This window comes from Shewanella sp. NKUCC01_JLK, from assembly GCF_019345615.1.
In the GTDB taxonomy this organism is placed as follows: domain Bacteria; phylum Pseudomonadota; class Gammaproteobacteria; order Enterobacterales; family Shewanellaceae; genus Shewanella; species Shewanella oncorhynchi.
In genome coordinates, this window is record NZ_JAHKRD010000004.1 from 242,796 (window position 1) to 266,858 (window position 24,063).

Here is a 24,063-nt window from a genome sequence, read left to right on the forward strand (position 1 = left end):
AATTCTTTTTTACATAACTAACTTGTGAGCTTTGTCACTGTGGTATTTTAGGTTGATAGTTACATCACTAATCATTATCATGATTGTTAATTGAACGTTCAATTAACGTCGTTCAGAGTATTGAGAGAGTGGTTATTCCTTGAGTATTTATGCCTAAAGCCGCAATGAAATTGATACGCAGACAGCAGCTTATCGATGCGACATTAGCATCGGTTGCCTTGCATGGATTGCAGCACACGACCATCAACAGCATTAGTCAGTTGGCGGGGATGTCGTCGGGGATCATCAGTCATTATTTCAGTGGTAAGCAGGGCTTGATCCAAGCGACGCTGCGCCACTTGCTCGAGCAGTTAAAGCAAGCGTTGCTCAATCGAATCCAAGGACAAGTGTTGGCGCCAACAGAGCGCTTAATGATGATAGTTGAAGCGAATTTTACCGAGTTACAGCGCTCACGAAATGTCACTCACACTTGGCTGAGTTTTTGGGCACAGGCCGTCCACGATCCCCAGTTAGCCCGTTTGCAGAATATCAATAGTCGCCGCTTATACAGCAACTTACATTTTTCCTTTCGGCACGTGTTGCCCAAAGAGTTTGCCCTGATGGCTGCTAAGCAAACGGCGGCGATGATCGATGGATTTTGGTTACGCAGCGCCTTAAGTGAAACCCCTGAGCAGGATTTTGTTCAGGCCGAAAAATTATGCAAAACCTTTATCCACAATGTGATAAAGCAGCATGGAGTCAATACATGTCAGTAGAAGTACAGTACAACTTTATTGCGGGTCAGTTGCTCGCTAACGACAGCGGCGAAACCTTCGACGTCGTCAATCCTGCCACTGGGCAATTGGCGTACCGAGTGCAAGTGGCCGATGAAAAAATTCAGCAAGCGGCCATCGAAAGCGCCAAAAAAGGCTTTGCTATTTGGTCTGCCATGAGTGCCACTGAACGCAGCCGTATTCTGTTAAACGCGGTCGCATTATTGCGGGCTCGTAATGATGAACTCGCGGCAATCGAAGTGTTCGATACAGGTAAACCTTGGCAAGAAGCCTCAGTGGTTGATGTGGTCACAGGCGCAGATGCTATCGAGTTTTTCGCCCATATTGCCCCTGGGCTTGAAGGCGCGCAGCAGCAAGTCGGTGGGGATTTTTATTACACCCGCCGTGAGCCTTTAGGCATTTGTGCAGGCATTGGCGCGTGGAATTATCCATTGCAAATCGCCTGTTGGAAGGCCGCACCTGCCTTAGCTAGCGGCAATGTGATGATTTTTAAACCTTCGGAAGAAACGCCGCTTGGCGCACTGAAATTGGCGCAACTCTTAAGTGAGGCGGGTTTGCCCGATGGCGTATTTAACGTCGTGATGGGTGACGGCAAGGTTGGCGCTTGGTTAACGGGGCATCCAGATATTGCCAAAGTGTCCTTCACGGGCGAAGTCGGTACCGGTAAAAAAGTCATGGCCGCGGCGGCAAGTTCATTAAAAGACGTCACTATGGAACTCGGTGGTAAATCACCGCTTATCGTATTTGACGATGCCGATATCGATAATGCCGTTTCAGGTGCCATGCTCGGTAACTTCTATACCCAAGGTGAAGTCTGTACTAATGGGACGCGGGTGTTTATCCATGAGTCAGTTTATCCACGCTTTATCGAAAAACTGCTTATGCGTACTCAAACCAATATTGTGGTGGGCGATCCTATGGCGCCAGAGACTAACTTTGGCGCCTTGATCTCCAAAGATCACCAGCAAAAAGTACTCGATTATATTCAGCAAGGTATCGATGACGGCGCAACTCTGCTCACCGGTGGCACAGCATTAACACCTGAAAATGCTCCCAATGGTTACTTTGTTGCCCCGACGATTTTCACCCATTGCACCGACGAGATGCGCATCTGTAAAGAGGAAATCTTTGGCCCTGTGATGTCGGTACTCACCTTTAAAGAGGAAGCCGAAGTGATTGCTCGGGCAAACAATACCGCTATGGGCTTGGCCGCTGGGGTGTTTACCCAAGATATCAGCCGTGCTCATCGGGTCATTCATCAGTTACAGGCGGGTATTTGCTGGATCAATGCTTATGGCGCCTCGCCAGCCGAAATGCCTGTAGGTGGGTATAAGTTGTCGGGTATTGGCCGTGAAAACGGTAGCGAGACACTCAAGCATTACACCCAAATTAAAGCCGTTTATGTGGGTCTGCAGCCCTTAGAAAGCCCATTTTAAGGAGGCATTTTGACTCAGTCATTAGAGCAAAAATATTATAACTACATCATAGTTGGTGCAGGATCAGCGGGTTGTGTGCTCGCCAATCGCTTGTCAAAGGATCCTAAAAACGAAGTGCTGTTATTAGAAACCGGAGGCAGCGATAAGAGCATCTTTATTCAAATGCCGACGGCGTTATCAATTCCGATGAACAGCCCTAAATATGCTTGGCAGTTTGAAACTGAGTCTGAGCCATATTTAGATAATCGCAAGATGCATTGTCCTCGGGGCAAGGTGCTTGGCGGTTCATCGTCGATCAATGGCATGGTATACGTTCGTGGTCATGCTAGGGACTTTGATGAGTGGCAGGCGCAAGGGGCGACCAACTGGGATTACAGCCATTGTTTGCCGTACTTTAAAAAGGCGGAAACCTGGGCCTTTGGTGGCGATGAGTATCGCGGTGAGTCAGGGCCGTTAGGGGTGAATAACGGCAATCAGATGCAGAATCCGCTATACCAAGCCTTTGTGGATGCGGGCATCGCGGCGGGGTATTTATCGACCGCCGATTATAATGCGGCGCAGCAAGAAGGTTTTGGTCCCATGCATATGACGGTCAAAAAAGGCGTACGCTGGTCAACCGCCAATGCCTATTTACGCCCAGCGATGGCTAGACGTAACCTCACGGTTGTGACCCACGCTTTAGTGCATAAAGTGTTATTGGAAGGACAAACGGCTGTTGGCGTTCGCATTGAACACAAAGGTAAAGTTGAAGATATTCGTTGTAACAAAGACGTGATTTTAGCTGCTGGCTCAATAGGTTCGCCGCATTTACTGCAATTATCAGGCATTGGCGAGCCCCAAGTATTGGCCGATGCAGGGGTCGAGTTACAACATGAGTTGCCCGGTGTTGGTCAGAATTTACAGGATCATTTAGAGTTTTATTTCCAATTCAAATGCCTTAAACCGATTTCACTCAATGGCAAGTTAGATCCTTTCAGCAAGTTCTTAATCGGTGCTCGGTGGATTTTAGATAGATCCGGTTTAGGGGCCACGAATCACTTCGAGTCCTGTGGTTTTATTCGCTCAAAAGCGGGTCTGGAATGGCCAGATTTACAGTACCACTTTTTACCTGCGGCTATGCGTTACGATGGCAAAGAAGCCTTTGCGGGTCATGGGTTTCAGGTACATGTGGGCCATAACAAGCCTAAGAGTCGTGGTGCCGTGACTTTAGTGTCGGCAGATCCTAAAGCGCCGCCCAGAATTCAGTTCAATTACCTACAGCATCCCGATGATATTGAAGGCTTTAGGGCCTGCGTGCGCTTGACTCGTGAGATCATCAATCAAACGCCATTCGATGAGTATCGTGGTGAGGAAATTCAACCCGGCACACAAGTGCAAACCGATGCGCAAATCGATGCCTTTGTGCGTCAATCGGTTGAGAGTGCTTATCATCCTTCTTGCTCGTGCAAGATGGGCACGGATGCGATGGCGGTGGTGGATCCCGAAACCCGCGTGCATGGCTTGCAGAATTTACGGGTGGTGGATTCTTCTATTTTCCCGATTATCCCGAACGGCAATTTGAACGCGCCGACCATAATGTTGGCTGAGCGCGCCGCGGATCTGATTTTAGAGGCTGAGATGTTAGCGCCAGCAGACTGTGCCGTTGTGGTTGCCGACGCTTGGCAAACCACACAAAGAAGTACTGCGACAAGTTAAAGCCATAAGTTAACAACACGCCTGCTCAGTCCGTCGAATCGACGGACTGGCGGCTTCAATTTTGAAGTGACTCATTAATTGATGACTCAAAAGGGTCATGATTCATTTTATCTAAAGGGTCGGTCAGCCCGCAGTGAGTGTGCAAATGACCGCTTTCACGACTGATCATCTATCAGGGTTTAACTATCGCGGAGTGTTTTTAAGTAGCGATATTTAAGGCTTGAGGGCAGAACGTTGCCTTTAAAAATGGATCAGTTTTTATTATTAAATAAAAACATGGAGTTACATTTTATGGGTTTATATCCAGATGCCGACTTACACCCAGTATCGACTGGGACTGAGTGCTCATTATGACTTGGTTATTATCCGCAGGGATACTGTTCACTTTTACCGCGATTGCGTTTGTGATTTATCGCTGGGGCAATATTCGCTGTATCGGCGTGACGCCTGTGCGTACTTTTACCTTTATCGCGATTCTGTTTACCTCAGGACTTGATGTCGGCTTGATCATGTTTCCGCTCACCGAGTTTGCGGGTTACGCCAATGTGGCGGCGAGTCCTGAATACGGCTTTAGTAATCCGCTGGCGATTGAGTTTGGCTTCTGGGCCTTTTTGATTTGGAGCTTCTACTTTTTAACCTGTTTTTATTTTTGTGTCATCGAGCCTAGGGTGAGATTCTTCGATATTCCTTGGGTTAAGTTCATCAATAATATCGTAATTATTGGCACCTGCGCCTTTACCGCCTATTTGCTATTGAGTAATTTACCTTGGTATTTACCCGAATTAGGTGATGGCGAAACCATAGTCGGTAGCTTCTATTTAATCGTATTTATGGTGATCGCCGCGGCTGTGTATTCCAGCACTAGCATACGTTATGTGCGTATCTTGAGTCTGGCGAGCACTTGGTTGTTTTTAGGCTTGATTGCCATCATGTGGGCCAGTGCATTTTTATCGGCTGACTCGAGTGTGGGCGAGTTCTTTACGACCTTTGCCATGCTGGGTGACTACTTCGGCAATATTCAACATTTTGTGTTACCCATCAATGACTACCATGAGTTTTATCTGTTCTGGTGGTTTGCATGGAGCATTATGATAGGCCAATTTACCTCGCGCTTTGTCGGTGGCATGAAAACCTATCAAGTGCTGTTGGCCATGATGGTGTTTCCGTCTATCCCCATCGCGATTTGGTTCACTGTACTTTATTACTACAGCGCCAATGGCTTAGATACCTCGGGCTTCTATAATCTGGCGATGGTGATTGTGGGAATTACCTTTGTAATCAATTCACTCGACTCACTGGTGCGCCTCTATACCGATAATCTTAATTTGACCATTGAGCGGTTAGGCAAGCTTAAATATGTCAGCTTTAACTTAGTCTTGCTCTGCAGTCTGACATTACTGTTTCAATTAGACTTTCTTCAAATTCAATGGGTTGGTGCAATCGCACTGGGCCTGATCTTTAGCTGTTTTGGTTACATCATGATGACGCAATTGCAAACTGTTCGTGCCATTGAGCGCTCGCCAAAAGAGAACAAAATTGACTTTACTAAAATTGAGCTAGCCAACTAATGGAAAAATTAATAATGAAATCAAAATGTTTTTATCTTGTCGCCGGCGGATTGTTATTGATGTCGACTGTGGCGAATGCCGGATTATCGGCCACTGTGACGGCCACTTCGGATTACACCTTTAATGGTGTCAGCCAAACTGACAGCGGCCCAGCACTGCAAGGCAGTCTGGATTACGGTTTTGATTCGGGATGGTATGTGGGTGGGTTTACGTCGAACGTCGACTTTGGGGGGAACGACAGCACTTGGTTGGAACTCGATGCCTATGCGGGTAAGTTTTATCAGCTCAATGAGCAACTGAGTTTTGATGTCGGACTGGCTTATTACACTTACCACGGCGAGTCGTTTTCCGATGAGTACAACTATCCTGAGCTGTATAGCAAGTTAGGATATGATAGTTCACTGGGTCACTCTGAGGCTAAGTTGACCTATACATGGGATTACTTTGGTTTGGGTGGTGAGCATTACACTATGTTGCTTGGCCATACTGTCAGTGTCGCTGAAGGACATGATATTCGCTTTAGTGTCGATCGCTCGACATCACTCGATGAAGATAAATGGTCATGGGATGGTGGCAAATCTTTTAATCATTTCCGTATCGCCTATCTGACCAGCTGGAGTGGCTTTGATTTCAGTCTTGCCGCTGAAGATACTAGCATGAACTTAGATACCAGCGACGAGCGTCTTGTGTTGTCGGTATCGCGTCAATTCATGTTGTAATCTAAGGGACTTTTACCATAAAAGTGCCTCCTCTTGGTGAGTTCAGTCGCGCTTTCTGGTAAGGTGCACTCGTTGCTTAGAATGGGGAGAATGAAAAGAACGATGGAAAAGTACGAACAACTGCTCATTTCGCTGCGCCGAGTGATACGCGCTATCGACATTCATTCTCGCCAGCTGAACAAACACTCAGGTTTAACTGGGCCGCAATTGATGGTGATGCAGAAAATCGCCCAATTGGATGCGCCATTGGCTAAAACCGTGGCGGAAGAAATTACGCTCAGCCCTGCAACTGTGACGACTATTATCGATCGACTCGAGGGACGTGGTTTAGTGATCCGTCTGCGCAGTGAGACTGATAAACGTAAGGTGCATTTATACCTTAGTGATGCGGGCCGAGCGCTGTTACAGGACTCACCTAAACCGCTACAGGATCATTTTATTAAGCGTTATCAGAATCTTGAAGAATGGGAGCAGAGTCAATTGCTCTCAGCCGTTGAGCGTATCGCGACTATGATGGACGCCGATAAAATTGATGCGGCGCCTATGCTCTTGGTGGGGAAGATCCAAGGGGATGAGTAAGTTTCGTTTTTTCAATGACTAAAGTTATAAGATAAAAAAGCACTGAATTCTCAGTGCTTTTTTGCTTTTAGCCGATTAAGCGTTAGATCAGGCAGCAGGGCAGCTTGTTTCTGTTATTGAATTGATGAGGATCTCTTGTACTGGTGTGTCTTGGAAGCCTTCGATATTTTTTGTTGGGACTATGCTGATTTGATCTACCACCTCTATACCGTCAACCACTTTGCCAAATACTGCATAACCATAACTACTCGCTGACGCGTCTAGATGTGGATTATCTAATACATTGATAAAGAACTGAGAGGCAGCGGTATCAGGTGCATTTGCTCTTGCCATCGCAATAGTGCCACGTTTGTTGCTAATACCGACTGCGGCTTCATTCTTGATTGAGGCACTGGTCGGTTTGCTTTTGAGACCAGTGGTAAAACCGCCGCCTTGGATCATAAAGTTATTGATGGTTCTATGGAATAAGGTGCCGTTATAGAAAGACTTATCAACATACTGCTTAAAGTTTTTACCTGTGATTGGCATGTTAGTTAAGTCAATGGCAAGTGTGATATCGCCTTTCGTCGTTTTCATTAAATAACACACATCCGCAGCTAAGGCTGGCGGCGTGGGATCGGGCGTCGGTGGCGTCGGCGTTAAATCACCATCTGTACTTCCTTCACAACCCGTCAAGGCAATGCAGCCGACAAATAGTAATCCTGATAACTTCTTCATTTCATATCCTTATTCTCAATCATCATTGGGGTGTTTTTGCTTTAGCATTCCATGGGCTTGAGCCACTGGCGTATATGCGAGGGCATATCAGGTTCCATGAATTTAATGTTGTTATTATGTTTCTATGCTGTAGCGAGACGAGATGTTGACAGAGGAGAGATAGGCTGTTCAAGTTATAAAATGCAATTGATACAAAGTGTTGCACTGATATCTGTGGTTAATATGCCACCTGACGTATTTGTTAGTATTAGTCTGAACGCAATGACATAAAAATGACTTACGCTTGTCATGTTATTTCTATCCCTTTGCTCTTCACTTATTGCATGCTTTAGGAGCCATGCTTGCCCTCTTGCTGAACGCATGCCCCAATTTAGTGCATTCCACTCTTTATATCCTGATAGCTACTGAGCGCCAACTTAACTGAGTGCTTCTAGTAAGTTACTGATTTTTTGAAAATGTTTTTTGTTATTTCTCTGAAATATTTATGTCATCTTCTTGTTACTTTTCGTTGGCATGGTTACTGTATATCTAAAGCTATGGATGAGCGGTCGCGGGGGCGACAAAATATGGGGCTGGAAAAGTTGCTGTATTTGCGGGGAGTTGGAGCAGAATTTACTGATTGTTTTGGCCAAAATATCCATATTTCCGAGGTAGACAGGCAAGGTATCTTGACCTGTATGTTACAGGAAAAAAACAGCGTGGCAGGGACTGCCATTGATACTCCTGCTACAGAAGCGTTATCGAGTGATGCTGGGCTGACCTGTGTCGATGCGGTATTGACCGAAGCACTGATCGCGTCGCAAATTGATCTACTGGATGCCCGTCCTTGGACTCAGGTGCTACCTGAATTCCATTGGTGTTTTGTGGATGAACCTTGGATAAGCCTTTGTTTACCGGAAACCTACACCTCAGATCTGAGTGTGGCGATTGAATGTGAACAGGGTGAGTCCATCGTATTCGATGTGCCTTTCTCGGCGCTTAAGTCCATTGGCGATTACCGCATTGAACAAACGCTTTATCTACACTATCGCCTTGATCTTACGCAACTGGGATTCGCACGCCTCGATTTAGCTGAGGCCAAGACCCAAGCTTCCCCTGACAACTTAATGCCCGCCGAGACTGAAGCGGTGAATTTAGCGTCCTATTTCCTGAGCAGCCAAGAGTTCACTAACAACCCTGCATTTACAAAAAACCAAGACTCATTTGCGCATGCAGCCGACAAAAATGCGAGTGATTTATCTATGTTAGGTTTGGGCTTTCATCGCATAGCCTTAAGCTTAAAACATGCCCTATCGACAAGTGCACAAGCGGCAAGCTTGGCGCTAGAGAGCAGTGTGACGGCAGAAGCTGATATCAGCACTTTGTTCTCTGGCACCTTAATGGTGGCGCCGCGGGCCGCCTACCAAGGCGTACTCACGGCTGTCGCCCAAGGTAAACGCCATAAACCTTGGGGGATCAGCGTTCAACTCTACAGTTTGCGCAGTGAGAGCCAATGGGGCATTGGCGACTTTGGTGATTTAGAACAACTGATCGGACTGGTGGCGGCGCAGGGCGCGGATTTTATTCAACTCAATCCCTTGCATGCCCTCGATATCGCGGCGCCAGAGCATCCGAGTCCCTATAGTCCGTGCGATCGCCGCAGACTTAATCCTCTTTATATTCAATTACAAAGCGTTCCTGAATACCAAGCTCTTGCCACTGAATTTTTAAGCGCTACTTGGGTAGAGGCTATCGCCTTACTGAATCGTGATAATTGGCTCGATTATCCAAAAGTCAGTGAGCTGAAATACCGTGCCTTTGAGCAGTTATATCGCGTTTTTTGTGATACGCATCTGGCGAACGACACGCCCAGAGCGCAAAGATTCCATGAGTTTGTACGTGAGCAGGGCAGTGGGCTACAAGAGTTTGCTCAAGCGGAATATTTACGTAGTCCTAAAGCGTTTGTGCAAGAGGAAGGTTTCTATCTTTACCTGCAATTTGTTGCTGAAAAGCAGTTACACCTCTGTCAGCTAAAAGCTAAAGAGGTGGGGATGGGGTTGGGATTGATCCGTGATTTGGCCGTTGGTGCAGCGCTGCACGGCAGTGAAGTGCAGGCCAATGCCGAGCAGTTTTGTTTGAATGCCAGCATAGGTGCACCGCCCGATCCCTTTGCACCCCAAGGACAAAATTGGGGTTTAACGCCACTCGATCCGGTGAAGTTAAAACAACATAATTTCAGCCATTTTATCGCCTTGATCCGAGCCAATATGGAAAGCTGTGGTGCCTTGCGTATCGATCATGTGATGGGCTTACTGCGACTCTGGTGGTGGCCGCTGGATAAGCAACTCGGTCACGGTGCCTATGTGTATTATCCCGTCGAAACCTTGCTTGCCATCGTTTGCCTTGAGAGCCAACGTGCTCGCTGTGTGGTGATTGGCGAAGATTTAGGACTGGTGCCACCTGACATTATTCATCGTCTCTACACTTCTGGCATTTATTCCAACGAGTTGTTCTATTTCTGCAAAGACCATCAAGGCTTTAAATCACCGGATCAATATAAGTCCCAAAGCTTAATGATGCTGGCGAACCACGATGTGCCGACTTTAGTGGCTTGGTGGTGTGGCAGCGATTTACACCTGCGTCGACAGTTATCCCTGTTTGAAACTGACGAGCAGCTAGGCGAGGCGCTCGCGGGGCGTGAACATGAAAAGCAGCAACTCATTTCACTGTTAGTCGCTCAAGGTCTGTTAGCCGATGTGACGATAGCCGAACTCGATATTCAAACCTTACTCACGGCTTGGATGACCTTAGGAGCTCGCGGCAATAGTGCGCTATACAGCGTGCAACTGTGCGATTTATTAGCCGATCGCCATGCGGTGAACATTCCCGGTACTTGGCTCGAATATCCAAATTGGCAGCGTCGCCTGCCGCTGAATTTAACGCAAGTGTCGACTTCGCCAGAGATACTGCAGCGATTACAAAATATCGCTGTGGCGAGACAGCTACCGAGCTAAATCTAGCACCAGCGAAAGGCTGCCTAAGTCGCACCACATTATGCCATCCCTAAAGATGAGATTATTAGGGGGGATGTGGGTAAAGAGTGCCAATTTGCAAGTTTAATTGACTGATAAACGGAAGAAAAATGATGACTCAAGCCAATGCCTATTTCTACGATGGTGCCGACGTCGCCCTACTTAATGGTCAATACACTGATGTTTTTTCGCTCTTGGGTATGCACAGTGACAACGAGGGTAAGGCATTAATTGTTCGTTGTTTTTTACGCAATGCCCTCAGTGTAGATGTGATCAGCATTAAAGATGGCCGCAAAGTAGCGAGTCTGGACAAAGTCAACGAGCAGGGACTGTTCGCCGGCACTCTGGGACGACGCGTCAAGCCGTTTCTCTACTTGCTACGGGTGGAATATCCCCTGTGTCAGTTAGATATAGTCGACCCTTATCAGTTTGATTCCCTGCTCAATAGTGACGATATTTACCTGTTTGGTGAAGGCAGCGCCGAGCGCGCCTATGAATTTTTGGGGGCCAACTGGCGTCAAACCCAAGGCGTCGAAGGTGTGCATTTGTGTGTGTGGGCACCCAATGCTAAGCGGGTTTCAGTGGTGGGAGATTTTAACCATTGGGACGATACTCGCCATGTGATGCGCCAACATATTGCCAATGGTTTATGGGAGCTATTTTTACCCAATGTGGCTGAAGGTGCACACTATAAGTTTGATTTGGTTTATCAAAATGGTGAGCGCCATACTAAATCCGATCCTATGGCAACCCAAATGGAATGCGCGCCCCACAATGCTTCTATCGTGCCCCAAAAAGCTCACCATAGCTGGAATGATACCGCTTGGATGAGTAAGCGAGCGGCGACTGCTTGGCATAAAGCGCCCATGTCGGCCTACGAAGTGCACTTAGGTTCGTGGCGTCGTAAGGGAGAGCAAGGCGAGCAATATCTTGATTATCAAGACTTGATTGAACAGCTTATTCCCTATGTGAAGGAGCAAGGCTTTACCCACATCGAACTGATGCCGATCAGCGAGTTTCCCTTTGATGGTTCGTGGGGATATCAGCCTGTGGGTCTCTATGCGCCGACCCACAGATTTGGCGATGCCAATGGGTTAAAGGCCTTTGTGGATGCCTGCCATCAGGCGGGAATTGGTATCATCCTCGATTGGGTGTCGGCGCATTTTCCTAAGGATCCCCACGGCTTAGTGCGTTTCGATGGCACTTGTTTGTATGAGCATGAAGATCCTCGCAAGGGTACACATCCCGATTGGGATACCCTAATTTATAATTATGATCGCGGTGAAGTGCGCAGTTTCTTGTTGAGTAATGCCTGTTACTGGCTGCGGGAGTTTCACTTCGATGGCCTGCGTCTTGATGCCGTGTCTTCTATGTTGTATCTCGATTACAGCCGCGAGCCGGGCCAATGGCTGCCTAATGCTTATGGTGGACGGGAGAATCTCGAGGCCATCAGTTTCTTACAAATTTTGAATCAACGCTTGTACCAAGCTTTCCCCGGCATTTGCATGATTGCCGAAGAGTCCACCGCCTTTGCTGGGGTGACTAAGCCGACGGATCAGCAAGGTCTCGGCTTTGGTTTTAAGTGGAATATGGGCTGGATGAACGACAGCTTAAGCTACTTAGGCCGTGACCCGCTTTACCGCCAGTTCCACCATCATCAATTGACCTTCAGTTTAATGTACGCCTATACCGAGCAATTTATGTTGTCCGTGAGTCACGATGAAGTGGTCCATGGCAAGGGCTCGTTGCTGCATAAAATTCCCGGTGATGATTGGCAGAAATTTGCAACTCTGCGTGCCTATTACGGTTTTATGTGGGGGCATCCAGGTAAGAAATTACTCTTTATGGGCTGCGAGTTTGGTCAGCGAAATGAGTGGAACCATAACCAGAGTTTAGATTGGCACTTATTGGCTTACGAGCCGCACCAAGGCGTCCAGCGTTGGCTTAAAGATCTCAATCACTTATATCAAAAAATGCCCGCCTTATCGGTTCAAGATTACGAGGGCGCAGGATTTAGTTGGCTAGATTGTGAGAATAGCCGCGACAGCATCTTTACCTTTGTGCGTTACGGGTTAGCGGGTGATGCGCCGTTAGTGTTTGTCATCAACATGACGCCCCAATTACACACTGGGTTCCGTATTGGTTTGCCTTTGGCGGGGGATTACCGCGAATACCTGAATAGCGATAGCCAGATTTATGGTGGCAGTAACCAAGGTAATGCGGGCACTGTGGTTGCTGAGTCGCTGCCGTGGCAGGGGATGGCGCAGAGCGCGCTGATCACTGTGCCACCCTTGGGCTGTCTAGTCATAGGGCCTGTGTTAACCGGATTGGCTGAGGCGAACTAGCATGCAAAATCCCACGGCTGATGATATTAAGCTCAATCCTGACGCTAAAAACTACCCATTTCAAAGCGAAAAATGGGCGTTAGGGGTAGGTGAGCCTTTTCCGCTCGGTGCTAATGTTGAGGGCGATGGTGTCAACTTTGCGTTATTTTCAGCTAACGCCACAGCGGTCGAGTTATGTTTATTTGATGACAATGGCGAGCAAGAGGTCGCGCGTATTGCGTTAACTGAACAAACCCAGCAAATCTGGCATGTGTTTGTGCAAGGGCTTAAGGCGGGGCAACTCTACGGTTATCGCGTTTATGGCTCCTATGAGCCTCAACTTGGTCACAGATTTAACCCCAATAAATTATTGCTCGACCCCTATGCGCGCCAGCTCGTCGGTGAATATCGCGACCATGAGTCTAACTATGGTTACGAGCTGAACCACATGGATGAAGACTTATCTTTCAGTAAGTTAGATAACACTGCCTATGTGCCAAAATGCAAGGTCGTGGACATTCGTCCATTAATCGAGATAGCTGCCAAGCAGTCGATTCAGCCCCTTGCGACGAGGTTTCAGCCCAAACCCCTAGAGAGCAGCATCATTTATGAGATGCACGTTAAAGGCTTTACGGCGGTGCATCCTGAGATTGAACCCCATAAACGTGCCACCTTTGCGGGCTTAGCGACTCAGCCTGCTATCGATTATTTGGCCGAACTTGGGGTGACGTGTGTCGAGTTACTTCCCGTACAGGCCTTTTTCACTGAGCCATTTTTGCTCGAGAAAAAGCTCACTAACTATTGGGGTTACAACAGTATCGGCTTTTTTGCCCCTGAGCCGAGTTATCTGTCATCCGACGATATTGGTGAGTTTCGGGCCATGGTGGATGCACTTCACGGCGCAGGTATCGAAGTGATCCTCGATGTGGTCTATAACCACAGCGCCGAGGGGAGTCGACTTGGGCCGACCTTTAGTTTTCGTGGCATAGATAATCTCAGTTATTACCGCCTGCATCCGAACGATAAGCGTTTTTATATTAATGATACGGGTTGCGGAAACACCTTAAATATCAATCATCCACGCATGTTACAGCTAGTGCTAGATTCGCTGCGTTATTGGGTAGAAATCATGGGCGTCGATGGGTTTCGCTTCGACTTGGCGGCTTGCTTAGGTCGCGAGGCCTATGGTTTTGATCCCGGCTCAGGTTTCTTCGATGCGCTGTTGCAAGACCCTGTTTTGTGCCGAGTGAAATTAATTGCTGAGCCTTGGGATATCGGCCCTGGTGGTTATCAATTGGGCAATTTCCCCGTGGCTTTTAGCGAATGGAACGACAGATATAGAGACACTATGCGCCGCTTTTGGCGCGGCGATCACAGCATGTTGCCCGAATTTGCTCGGCGGTTTCATGGCTCGGGGGATTTTTTTGAACACAGTGGCCGTCCACCTGCGACCAGTCTTAATTTTTTAACCAGTCACGACGGTTTTACCCTTAAAGACTTAGTGAGTTATACCCAGCGCCATAACTTGGCAAATGGGGAGGATAACCGCGATGGTCACCAAGAAAACTTCAGCCATCATTATGGGATTGAAGGGGAAACCGAAGATAGCTCAATTCTGGCACTTCGCAGTCGTCAACAACGTAACTTATTGACTACGCTATTTTTATCTCAAGGTGTGCCTATGTTGTTGAGCGGTGATGAGACAGGCCGCACTCAGCAAGGCAACAATAATGCCTATTGCCAAGACAATGAACTGAACTGGTTTGATTGGTCGGCAAAGAGCATGGACACTGAGCTGTTGGTCTTTACTCAACAGCTTATAGCCCTGCGGAAACGTTTCCCGCTGTTATGTGCTAAGCGCTTCATTCACGAACAGTTATTGGCTGAATCCTTAGCCGATATTGGTACTCGATTAGATTGGTTTAGTCGCCAAGGTGAACAAATGACCAAGAGCTTGTGGACCGAATCTATGTGCCGCAGTTTGTCTGTGGTGCTTTCAGGTGATTTAGAAGATCAAGGCAAGCAGCAAGCTTTGCTGTTGATGGTTAATGCCGACGACAATCCTCTCGCTTTTACCCTGCCGACTTTCGAGCACTTGAGTCCGTGGCAATGCCTTATTCATACCCAAACTGAGCCGCTGGATGTTCAGATCTCTGCGACGCGATACTTACTGCAAGATCGTAGTCTCATGCTTTTTCATGCTGATTTGATTTTATAGGAATGAAGGAATTAACTATGAGTGACAAAAGCGAGCTGAGCCCCAATACCAGCGAAAAACCAGTAACACTAGCTCAGTCAAAAGCCGCGAGCAAGAAGGCGCCCGCTAAGCGTCAGACTAAGTCCAAAGCCGCTGAGCCCTGTGAACCCTGCGATGCTTTGCCCGCTTCCTTTGAGCGCCATTTACGTTATGGACTCAGCCGTGGCGAAGGCGTGAGCTGCGAATTATTTCAAGCGTTAGCTTACAGCGTGAAAGAACAGATGCTAGATAATTGGCGTCAGACTCGAGTGGATGACAGCCATTTTAAGCGCAAGCAAGTGGCGTATTTATCCCTCGAATTTTTGATGGGCCGGGCGCTAGGTAATGCACTACTGAGTTTAGATTTGCAACAAGATAGCCGTGATGCCTTGAGCAACTATGCGGTATCGTTAGAAGAGTTAGAAGAGGCCGAACATGATGCCGGTTTAGGCAACGGCGGCCTAGGTCGATTAGCCGCATGTTTCCTCGATAGCTGCGCCAGCATGGACTTATCCGTGACAGGCTATGGCATACGTTACGAATATGGCATGTTCGCCCAGAAGATAGTCGACGGTTACCAAGTTGAACGACCTGACCGTTGGTTGCGCGAAGGCAATCCGTGGGAAGTGCGTGTCCCTACCCACAACGTGATTGTGCCATTTTTTGGTCATACCGAATCCTATGTCGATAAACAAGGCCGTCGGCACATTATTTGGGTTGAAACCCAAGATGTGCTCGCCGTCGCCTATGACATGCCAGTTCCTGGTTATCGCAATGGCCGAGTAAATACCTTGAGATTGTGGAAGGCTGAAGCGACCGATGATTTTGATTTAGCTGAGTTTAACCAAGGCGACTACACGGAAGCCGTGGCCCGTAAAAACTTGGCCGAGCAGATCACTATGGTGCTCTATCCTAATGATGCGAGCGAGAACGGCAAAGAGCTGCGATTACGTCAGCAATACTTTTTATCCTCCGCTAGCTTGCAGGATTTACTCAAACGTTGGGTGAGTCGTCATGGTCATGATTTTACGCAGTTTGCCGCTAAAAATGTCATGCAGTTGAATGACACTCACCCTAGCATTGCCGTGCCTGAGTTGATGCGATTATTGATCGACGAATACGGTTTGGAATGGGACAGTGCGTGGGCGATTACCAGCCAGACCATGGCTTACACTAACCATACCCTGTTGCCTGAAGCACTAGAGCGTTGGCCCGTGCGTATGATGGCGCAAATGTTGCCACGCATCTTAGAAATTATTTATGAAATCAACGCCCGTTACTTAGATATAGTCGCCCACCATTGGCCAGGAAATAGTGAGAAATTGGCGAGTATGTCAATTATTCAAGATGGTCCACATCCCCATGTGCGTATGGCGTATTTGGCGATTGTGGCGAGTTTCTCGGTCAACGGTGTCGCGGGTTTACATACGCAACTACTCAAATCTGGGTTGTTTAAGGATTTCTATGAGTTGTGGCCGCATAAGTTTAATAACCGCACTAATGGTGTGACGCCAAGACGTTGGCTTGCCCATTGTAACCCTGCCTTAGCTAAGTTACTGACCGCCCATTTAGGTCATGAATGGGTGACAGACTTAAGCCAGTTAACGGCGCTCAATGCTCTCACACAGGACAATGCGTTTATCCAAAAATGGCGTGATGTGAAGCAAGCCAACAAGGCTTTGCTGGCTAAGATGATTGTTAAGGAATGTGGGGTTGAGTTCGATCCGGCTATGCTGTTTGACGTGCAAGTGAAGCGTATTCACGAATATAAACGTCAGTTACTCAATATCTTGCATGTGATCCATCTCTATCACCAGATCCAGCAAGGCCACACCGAAAACATGGTGCCACGTTGTGTATTGATCGGCGGTAAAGCGGCGCCCGGTTACTTTATGGCTAAGTTGATCATCAAGCTCGCCAGCAATGTTGCTCATATGGTCAATTCCGATCCTTTGGTGACGCCTTACCTACGCTTTGCTTTCTTACCAAACTACAACGTCAGCGCCATGGAAAAAATCTGCCCGGGGACTGATTTGTCCGAGCAAATTTCAACCGCGGGCAAAGAGGCATCGGGCACGGGCAATATGAAGTTCATGATGAACGGCGCCCTGACAATCGGCACTATGGATGGCGCCAATATCGAGATGTTAGAGGAAGTGGGCTCTGAGAACTTCTTCCTGTTTGGACTCAATGCGGAGCAGGTCTCGCAGGTACGTAACCATTATCATCCGCGCAGCATTATTGACGATTCACCGGCGTTATCTGAGGTGATGAAGTTACTCAAAAGTGGTCACTTCAATCTGCTTGAGCCGGGGATTTTCGATCCCATTATTGCCGCCATCGAAAGCAGCGACGATCAATGGATGACGGCCGCCGACTTTGACAGTTACCGAGTCGTGCAAGAAGCCGTGGCGCGGGCCTATAAAGATCCGCAGGTGTGGACGCAGATGAGTATTCGCAATACCGCCGCCAGTGGACGTTTTTCGAGTGATGTGACGATCGCGGGTTATCGCGATGAAATTTGGAAACTGTAAGGGCTGGGCTCTGGGTTATAAGTCTTGTTATAGCGGTTGAGTATAAGTGTTTGAAAGGATTAAAGTAATCAATGGAAGGAATGGGGGGTGCAAGTGAGAAATACTCAGGGGAGTACGGCAGTATCTGCCGTATCGATAAGCCATTTATGGGCAATCATTTTGCCGATTTCGGAGTAAGAGCCTATGTCTAATGTTCGTTATATCAGTAATTTAACTCGTGAAACCTATGCGTTGATTTTAGCTGGTGGGCGCGGGTCTCGCTTGCATGAACTCACGGATTGGCGTGCTAAACCTGCACTGTATTTCGGTGGTAAGTTTCGTATTATCGATTTCCCGCTCTCAAATTGTATCAACTCGGGTATTCGTCGAGTCGGGGTTGTGACTCAGTACAAGTCGCATTCTTTGATCCGCCATGTGATGCGGGGTTGGGGCCATTTTAAGAAGGAGCTGGGCGAGTCGGTGGAGATTTTACCCGCTTCACAACGCTATTCGGAAAACTGGTACCAAGGCACGGCCGATGCGGTATTTCAAAATATCGATATCATTCGCCACGAGCTGCCTAAATACGTGATGGTATTGTCTGGCGATCACGTGTATCGCATGGATTATGCTGGGTTATTAGCCGCCCATGCCGAGTCGGGTGCAGATATGACAGTTTCTTGCCTTGAAGTGCCGATTGCCGAAGCTGCGGGTTCGTTTGGGGTGATGGAAGTCGATGAAGAGATGCGCATTTTAGGCTTTGAAGAAAAGCCGCTGCAACCTAAGCATTCTCCGGGTAATCCTGAAATGTGTTTAGCATCTATGGGCAACTATGTGTTTAACACAGAGTTTTTGTTTGACCAGCTCAAGAAAGATGCCTTAAACGAAAGCTCAGATCGCGATTTTGGTAAGGATATTATTCCTGCGATCATCGAAAAACATAATGTGTTCGCCTATCCCTTTAAGAGCGCTTTCCCGAACGAGCAAGCCTATTGGCGCGATGTGGGTACGCTAGACTCTTTCTGGCAAGCGAATATGGAACTGTTATCGCCTACGCCAGCACTGAATTTGTACGATGCGAAATGGCCAATTTGGACTTTCCAAGAACAATTACCACCCGCTAAATTTGTGTTTGATGACGATGACAGACGCGGTATGGCGCTGGACTCGATTGTTTCGGGCGGTTGTATTATTTCGGGGGCGACAGTGCGCCGTAGCGTATTGTTTAACGAAGTACGCGTTTGTTCTTATTCGTTAGTTGAAGATTCAGTAGTGCTACCCGATGTAGTCGTGCTGCGCCATTGCAAAATCAAGAATGCGATACTTGACCGTGGCTGCATTATTCCCGAAGGCATGGTGATAGGTTATAACCATGATCACGACAGAGCTAAAGGCTTTAGGGTGTCCGAAAAAGGCGTGACTTTAGTGACCCGTGACATGCTAGGTTTGCCTGTAGGCTATGAATAGTGCTTTGATCATTAAAGTAAATTGATCATTAAAGTAAAAATGACTTAGGTATAGGCAGCTTAATAAAAGCTGCACAGTTGAAGTAGCGGGAGTATCCAATTAATTGAAACAACGCATTTTGATGGTCGCGGCTGAAAACGGTGCCCTTGCGGGCGCCAAGGTTGGCGGTATGGCGGATGTCATCCGTGATTTACCCGCCGCTTTGGCGGGTGTTGATTTGTGCGCCGATGTGATCATGCCAAGCTATGGCTTTTTGACTGCGGTAGCGAATCAACCCCAAGATCTGGGTGAGTTAACTGTGGCCTTTGGTGGTCGATTGGAGCGGGTGCATTTGTTTTCCATGCCCCATCCCCATGTGCCAGAGGCGATTATTTATTTGCTCGAACATGCATTATGGCAATCCGTACCTGGGCAGATTTATAGCCAAGGCAGTGCCGATCGTCCTTTCGCCGACGATGCGACTAAGTTTGCTTTCCTTTGCGCGAGCGTCGCGACAGCATTAGTTACTGGCCGAGTGCCTATGCCGACTGTGCTGCATTTACATGACTGGCATGCGGGCTGCTTAGCCATGTTAAGAGCATTCGTGCCTGAGTTCAGTGTTCTCAAAGAAATTGAGTGTGTGTTCTCTATCCACAATCTTGCACTGCAGGGGATACGTCCCTTAAGCCAAGATTCATCCTCCTTTGCGGCTTGGTTTCCCGAGCTGTTTGCCACTTTGACGCAGGGGCAAAAACAGCTGATCACCGATCCCCGTTATCCCTACTGTGTTAACCCTATGCGCATGGGCATAGTGCTGAGCGACAAAGTGCATTTAGTCTCACCCAGTTACGCCAAAGAAGTGTTGCAGCCCTCCAAACCCGAAGCGGGATTCTTTGGTGGCGAAGGGCTAGAACAAGACTTACAGGCCAAGGCCAATGACGGCAAAGTGGTGGGGATTTTAAATGGCTGTGTGTACTCAGCCGCAACCGATGTAAACCCTAAGCCAAAGGCGCGTATTCAAGTGGCGCAGTTCAAGCAATTGCTGAGTGCGGTTGAAACTGCGTTAGTTCAATGGCAGGGGCATCAAACGCAAGTGAGTGGCGTGGACATGATTGCCTTTGCCCGCACCCAAGCCCATTGGCGTCAAGCAATGGCGGAGCAAGTACCGAGTCTGTTATTGACTTCGGTGGGCCGCTTGACCGATCAAAAAGTCTTACTGCTGCGCCATCAATTGCCCTCGGGTTTATCTGTGCTTGAGACCTTACTTAAAGCATTGAAGCAGACAAAACCGACGGCACTGCTGATTTTACTCGGCAGTGGCGATGCATCGATTGCTAAGTCTTTCCAAGCGTTAGGGGCTAAATACGATAACCTATTATTTTTGCAAGGATACAACGAGGCGTTATCCGAAGCGCTGTATCAGCATGGCGATCTATTTTTGATGCCAAGTTCCTTTGAGCCCTGTGGCATCAGTCAAATGTTGGCCATGCGCGCGGGACAGCCATGTTTAGTGCATAGTGTAGGCGGTTTAAAGGATACCGTTGAGGATGGCGTTAATGGTTTTGCTTTTAACGGCAATAGCTTAAATGAGCAGGCCGAAGCGTTTCTGCAAAGGTTGACGCAAGCCATTGCTTGTTTCGAGGGGAAAACATGGCCACAAGTGCGTGCTGCGGCCATGGCACAGCGTTTTGACTGGCATTCTATTGCAGAGCAATATCGTCAACAACTCTATTGCAAAATGTAATGTGGTAAGTCCAAAGTGTGATGCGGCAAAGGGAATTAACGCATGATTTCTAAGTGATTCTGCTACACTTGTGGGGGAATGTTAAAATGGTATCAAGCCCCCTCATTTTTGGAGTCGCTCTCTGAGTTATGGATAAAGGTATTCTCTTTCCGTTAGTACAAAATGCGGCTTTATTGCTGGCGTTGGTCTTTTTGTACGACGTGATTCCTAAAAAGCATCAGCGGCAGTATTTTTTACTGTGGCGCATCATTATTGGGATGCTCATCGGTGGTATTGGTATCACTATTATGAGTACGCCTTGGGTATATTTGCCTGGCGTTTTCTTTGATACCCGTTCAGTTATTCTCTGTATTTCTGGTCTATTTTTCGGTGGTTTACCGACCTTAGTGGCTGTCGTGATGACGGCGCTGTATCGCATCAGTATCGGTGGCGCTGGTATATGGATTGGCGTCGGCGTGATAGTGTCATCCGGTTTAATCGGGGTGATCTGGCGTCAATATCGTAAGTCTCTGTTAGCCAATATTTCAGGTGGAGAAATTTTTCTCTTTGCCTATACCGTTCATATCGTGATGTTGTTGTGGTTCTTATTTCTACCCGATGGCATAGCAATGCCATTACTCGCCAAAGTGACCCTCCCAGTATTGACCATTTTCCCGATTGCGACTTGGCTATTGAGCCGCTTGTTATCGCGACGTTTTGAATTAGAGCGTGATGAACAAATTCGTCTGCAGGATGATTTTCTTTTTAGGAGCCAATTCAACGCGGGCAATATTGGTATTGCAATAACGGGGATAGATCAAAAGTGGATAAAGGTGAATCCACGGTTATGTCAAATGCTCAAGTATTCAGAAGCTGAATTGCTACGGATGACGTGGGCACAAATTACCCATCCCGATGATTTAGAAGCGGATGCCCTGAAATTTGAGCTTATGCTGCGGGGGGATATCGATAATTACGAGATGGATAAACGTTTTATCGTTAAAGACGGCAGCGTGGTTTACACCCATATGACAGTCGCCTGTAAGCGCGGTGGTAATAATGCCGTGTTGCTTGTTATTGCTGGATATTTAGATATCACCTCACAGGCCATTGCTGACCAAGAGGTGCTCGCTAGCCGTGAACAACTCGAACTGGTGTTGAGTAGTAGCGATCTTGGGGTGTGGGATTGGGATATTCGTAATGATCGTATCGAACGTAACGCCCGCAGCGCCGATATTCTTGGCTGCGATGTTGATATGCTCAACGCTAATAGTCGCCAATGGATGGATGCGATAGTCGCCGAAGACAGGCCTAAAGTGCTGCATTCGATTGAGGCCCATATTCGTGGCGAAACGGCGCAACATAAGATGGAGTACCGCTTAAATACCGTAAACCGTAAGGTGCGGTGGATCCTTGATACAGGTAAAGTCGTGAGCAGAGATGCAAACAACAATGCTCTGCGTATGTGTGGAACCTATACCGATATTACCGACGCAAAACTTATCGAAGAATCCTTAAAGTTGTCGGCACTGGTTTACGATAACAGCTCTGAAGCCATGAGTGTCCTCGATGAAAAGGGCGTGATTATTACCGTCAATGCCGCCTTTAGTGTGATGACGGGTTATCGCGAATTTGAAGTGCGGGACCAACATATTCGGCTGCTTTATTGTGACCTCAATGGCCGCGATTTTTACACCAAAATGAATAATGATATCCGCGAGAAAGGCCAATGGCAGGGGGAAATGTGGCAGCGGCGCAAAAATGGCGAAGAATATGTCATCTGGTTAACCATCAATACCATTAATGACAAAGAAGGCCATCCCTATCGACGTGTTGCCCTGTTCTCAGACATTACCGATAAGAAGCAAAATGAGCATCTGATTTGGAAACAAGCCAACTACGATACGCTGACGGGGTTGCCCAATCGGCGCATGTTGTTGGAGTATTTAAGCAGCGAAGTGAAAAATGCCGACCGCAATCGCAACCACTTTGCTTTATTGTTCTTGGACTTAGATTTCTTTAAAGAAGTGAATGACACCTTAGGCCATGCCATGGGCGATTTACTGCTGATAGAAACCGCGAGTCGTTTGAAATCCTGTGTGCGTGATGCCGACGTCGTGGCGCGTCTTGGCGGCGATGAATTTACTGTAGTGTTAAGTTCGATGGAAGATCATAAGGGCATTGAGCGCGTTGCCGAGAATATTCTGCGGCGAATTGCCGAGCCCTATGTGCTGGGTGAGGAAACGGCTTACATCAGCGCCAGTATTGGAATAACTTTGTATCCCGATGATTCGACCAGTATTGAAGGCTTACTTAAGCATGCGGATCAGGCTATGTATGCGGCGAAAGATCAAGGCCGCAATCGTTTCAACTATTTCACCCCATCGATGCAGGAATACGCCAAATACCGCATGCGCTTGATCCAAGATTTGCGTCAAGCGGTCGTGAATAAAGAATTTGAACTGCATTATCAGCCGATTGTTGCTTTAGCGACGGGGGAAGTGACTAAGGCCGAAGCCTTAATCCGCTGGCACCATGCCGAGCGTGGCGCTGTGTCACCCGCCGAGTTTATTCCGGTGGCGGAAGACACGGGTTTGATAGTTGAAATCGGTAATTGGGTGTTTGAGCAAGCCGCGCGTCAAAGTGCGGCGTGGCGCCACGAGTTAGGGGTTGAAATCCAAATCAGCGTTAACAAATCCCCAATCCAATTTCGCGATGAAGGCACGCTGCTCAATGATTGGCTGAAGTTGTTGCAAGATCTCAATATCACAGGCGCGGGCGTGTGCGTTGAAATTACCGAGGGCTTGTTATTAGACGCCAGTATGGGCGTGACCGAAAAACTACTGGCCTACCGTGATGCGGGCGTGCAAGTGTCGTTGGACGATTTTGGTACTGGTTACTCGTCACTCGCCTATCTGAAAAAGTTTGATATCGATTATCTTAAAATTGATCAATCTTTTACCCGTCATATTGATACCGATTCAAACGATCAAATTCTCTGTGAGGCGATAATCGTGATGGCCCACAAGTTGGGGATGAAGGTGATTGCCGAAGGTGTCGAAACCGAGGCGCAGCGCCAAGTGTTGTTGGCAGCAGGTTGTGACTATGGCCAAGGTTACTTATTCTCAAGACCTGTGCCTGCCGCTGAATTTACCCAAAAATACCTGCAGGATCCGCCGTTAGTCTCCCGTGTCTGAGGGGATATTAACTGAGACATGATAATTGCCTATAAAAACGCCGCGGATTTTGCTAGACTCCGCGGCCCCGCGTTGGGGCATTTGAGTATCACCTCGCATCAAAGTTTTACTACTTAGCTAAAGAGT

At 47.7% G+C, this 24,063-nt stretch carries 14 protein-coding genes; 13 read left to right on the top strand and 1 reads right to left on the bottom strand.

Features of this window, described 5'->3' with window-relative positions; all coding sequences use genetic code 11:
• Positions 1 to 149: 149 nt before the first annotated feature.
• The 6 genes from betI to KO537_RS06585 all read left to right on the top strand — a co-directional run bounded on the left by betI (position 150) and on the right by KO537_RS06585 (position 6,770).
• Positions 150 to 755, top strand: a complete 606-nt coding sequence (betI, locus tag KO537_RS06560; RefSeq protein ID WP_173246034.1) for a transcriptional regulator BetI — start codon at positions 150 to 152, stop codon at positions 753 to 755.
• Positions 746 to 2,209 carry a betaine-aldehyde dehydrogenase gene (gene betB / locus KO537_RS06565; RefSeq protein WP_173497049.1) on the top strand — a complete coding sequence of 488 codons (1,464 nt, stop codon included), beginning with the start codon at positions 746 to 748 and terminating at the stop codon, positions 2,207 to 2,209. The genes betI and betB overlap by 10 nt, the downstream gene beginning before the upstream one ends.
• Before the next feature lie 9 nt (positions 2,210 to 2,218).
• The gene (gene betA / locus KO537_RS06570) at positions 2,219 to 3,904 is read left to right on the top strand and encodes a choline dehydrogenase (protein ID WP_219234081.1); all 1,686 of its coding nucleotides are present in this window, start codon (positions 2,219 to 2,221) and stop codon (positions 3,902 to 3,904) included.
• Positions 3,905 to 4,254: 350 nt separating this feature from the next.
• Complete coding sequence (locus KO537_RS06575) at positions 4,255 to 5,472, top strand: BCCT family transporter (protein ID WP_113940625.1); 1,218 nt, start codon at positions 4,255 to 4,257, stop codon at positions 5,470 to 5,472.
• 14 nt (positions 5,473 to 5,486) lie between these two features.
• Positions 5,487 to 6,191, top strand: a complete 705-nt coding sequence (locus tag KO537_RS06580; RefSeq protein WP_219234082.1) for a TorF family putative porin — start codon at positions 5,487 to 5,489, stop codon at positions 6,189 to 6,191.
• Between the two features lie 102 nt (positions 6,192 to 6,293).
• Positions 6,294 to 6,770 carry a MarR family transcriptional regulator gene (locus tag KO537_RS06585; RefSeq protein WP_006080852.1) on the top strand — a complete coding sequence of 159 codons (477 nt, stop codon included), beginning with the start codon at positions 6,294 to 6,296 and terminating at the stop codon, positions 6,768 to 6,770.
• A gap of 87 nt (positions 6,771 to 6,857) precedes the next feature.
• Here KO537_RS06585 and KO537_RS06590 read toward each other — a convergent pair whose 3' ends face one another.
• On the bottom strand, positions 6,858 to 7,487 hold the full coding sequence (locus KO537_RS06590; RefSeq protein WP_219234083.1) for a peptidylprolyl isomerase: 630 nt from the start codon (positions 7,485 to 7,487) through the stop codon (positions 6,858 to 6,860).
• Positions 7,488 to 8,053: 566 nt separating this feature from the next.
• Between KO537_RS06590 and malQ the strand changes: the two genes are divergently transcribed.
• The 7 genes from malQ (at position 8,054) to KO537_RS06625 (ending at position 23,937) form a co-directional block, all read left to right on the top strand.
• Positions 8,054 to 10,480 carry a 4-alpha-glucanotransferase gene (malQ, locus tag KO537_RS06595; RefSeq protein WP_028760711.1) on the top strand — a complete coding sequence of 809 codons (2,427 nt, stop codon included), beginning with the start codon at positions 8,054 to 8,056 and terminating at the stop codon, positions 10,478 to 10,480.
• Between the two features lie 128 nt (positions 10,481 to 10,608).
• Entirely contained in the window at positions 10,609 to 12,843 is a 2,235-nt protein-coding gene (gene glgB / locus KO537_RS06600) for a 1,4-alpha-glucan branching protein GlgB (RefSeq protein WP_219234084.1), read from the top strand.
• 1 nt (position 12,844) lies between these two features.
• Positions 12,845 to 15,040: a glycogen debranching protein GlgX gene (gene glgX / locus KO537_RS06605; protein WP_219234085.1), complete on the top strand. Its 2,196-nt coding sequence runs from the start codon at positions 12,845 to 12,847 to the stop codon at positions 15,038 to 15,040.
• Positions 15,041 to 15,057: 17 nt separating this feature from the next.
• Complete coding sequence (locus tag KO537_RS06610) at positions 15,058 to 17,592, top strand: glycogen/starch/alpha-glucan phosphorylase (protein ID WP_219234086.1); 2,535 nt, start codon at positions 15,058 to 15,060, stop codon at positions 17,590 to 17,592.
• Between the two features lie 183 nt (positions 17,593 to 17,775).
• The gene (glgC, locus tag KO537_RS06615; RefSeq protein WP_006085131.1) at positions 17,776 to 19,038 is read left to right on the top strand and encodes a glucose-1-phosphate adenylyltransferase; all 1,263 of its coding nucleotides are present in this window, start codon (positions 17,776 to 17,778) and stop codon (positions 19,036 to 19,038) included.
• Between the two features lie 103 nt (positions 19,039 to 19,141).
• A complete protein-coding gene (locus KO537_RS06620; RefSeq protein WP_219234087.1) occupies positions 19,142 to 20,761 on the top strand; it encodes a glycogen/starch synthase in 1,620 nt (539 codons plus the stop codon).
• A 128-nt stretch (positions 20,762 to 20,889) separates the two neighbouring features.
• A complete protein-coding gene (locus KO537_RS06625) occupies positions 20,890 to 23,937 on the top strand; it encodes an EAL domain-containing protein (RefSeq protein WP_219234088.1) in 3,048 nt (1,015 codons plus the stop codon).
• The last annotated feature ends 126 nt before the right edge of the window (positions 23,938 to 24,063 follow it).

Bases quoted from the DNA above. Each gene is read 5' to 3' on its own strand.
- glgB (WP_219234084.1), top strand. From the start codon at position 10,609: ATGATGACTCAAGCCAATGCCTATTTCTACGATGGTGCCGACGTCGCC.
- betB (WP_173497049.1), top strand. From the start codon at position 746: ATGTCAGTAGAAGTACAGTACAACTTTATTGCGGGTCAGTTGCTCGCT.
- KO537_RS06610 (WP_219234086.1), top strand. From the start codon at position 15,058: ATGAGTGACAAAAGCGAGCTGAGCCCCAATACCAGCGAAAAACCAGTA.
- KO537_RS06575 (WP_113940625.1), top strand. From the start codon at position 4,255: ATGACTTGGTTATTATCCGCAGGGATACTGTTCACTTTTACCGCGATT.
- KO537_RS06590 (WP_219234083.1), bottom strand. From the start codon at position 7,487: ATGAAGAAGTTATCAGGATTACTATTTGTCGGCTGCATTGCCTTGACG.
- malQ (WP_028760711.1), top strand. From the start codon at position 8,054: ATGGGGCTGGAAAAGTTGCTGTATTTGCGGGGAGTTGGAGCAGAATTT.
- KO537_RS06625 (WP_219234088.1), top strand. From the start codon at position 20,890: ATGGATAAAGGTATTCTCTTTCCGTTAGTACAAAATGCGGCTTTATTG.
- betI (WP_173246034.1), top strand. From the start codon at position 150: ATGCCTAAAGCCGCAATGAAATTGATACGCAGACAGCAGCTTATCGAT.
- KO537_RS06585 (WP_006080852.1), top strand. From the start codon at position 6,294: ATGGAAAAGTACGAACAACTGCTCATTTCGCTGCGCCGAGTGATACGC.
- glgX (WP_219234085.1), top strand. From the start codon at position 12,845: ATGCAAAATCCCACGGCTGATGATATTAAGCTCAATCCTGACGCTAAA.
- glgC (WP_006085131.1), top strand. From the start codon at position 17,776: ATGTCTAATGTTCGTTATATCAGTAATTTAACTCGTGAAACCTATGCG.
- KO537_RS06580 (WP_219234082.1), top strand. From the start codon at position 5,487: ATGAAATCAAAATGTTTTTATCTTGTCGCCGGCGGATTGTTATTGATG.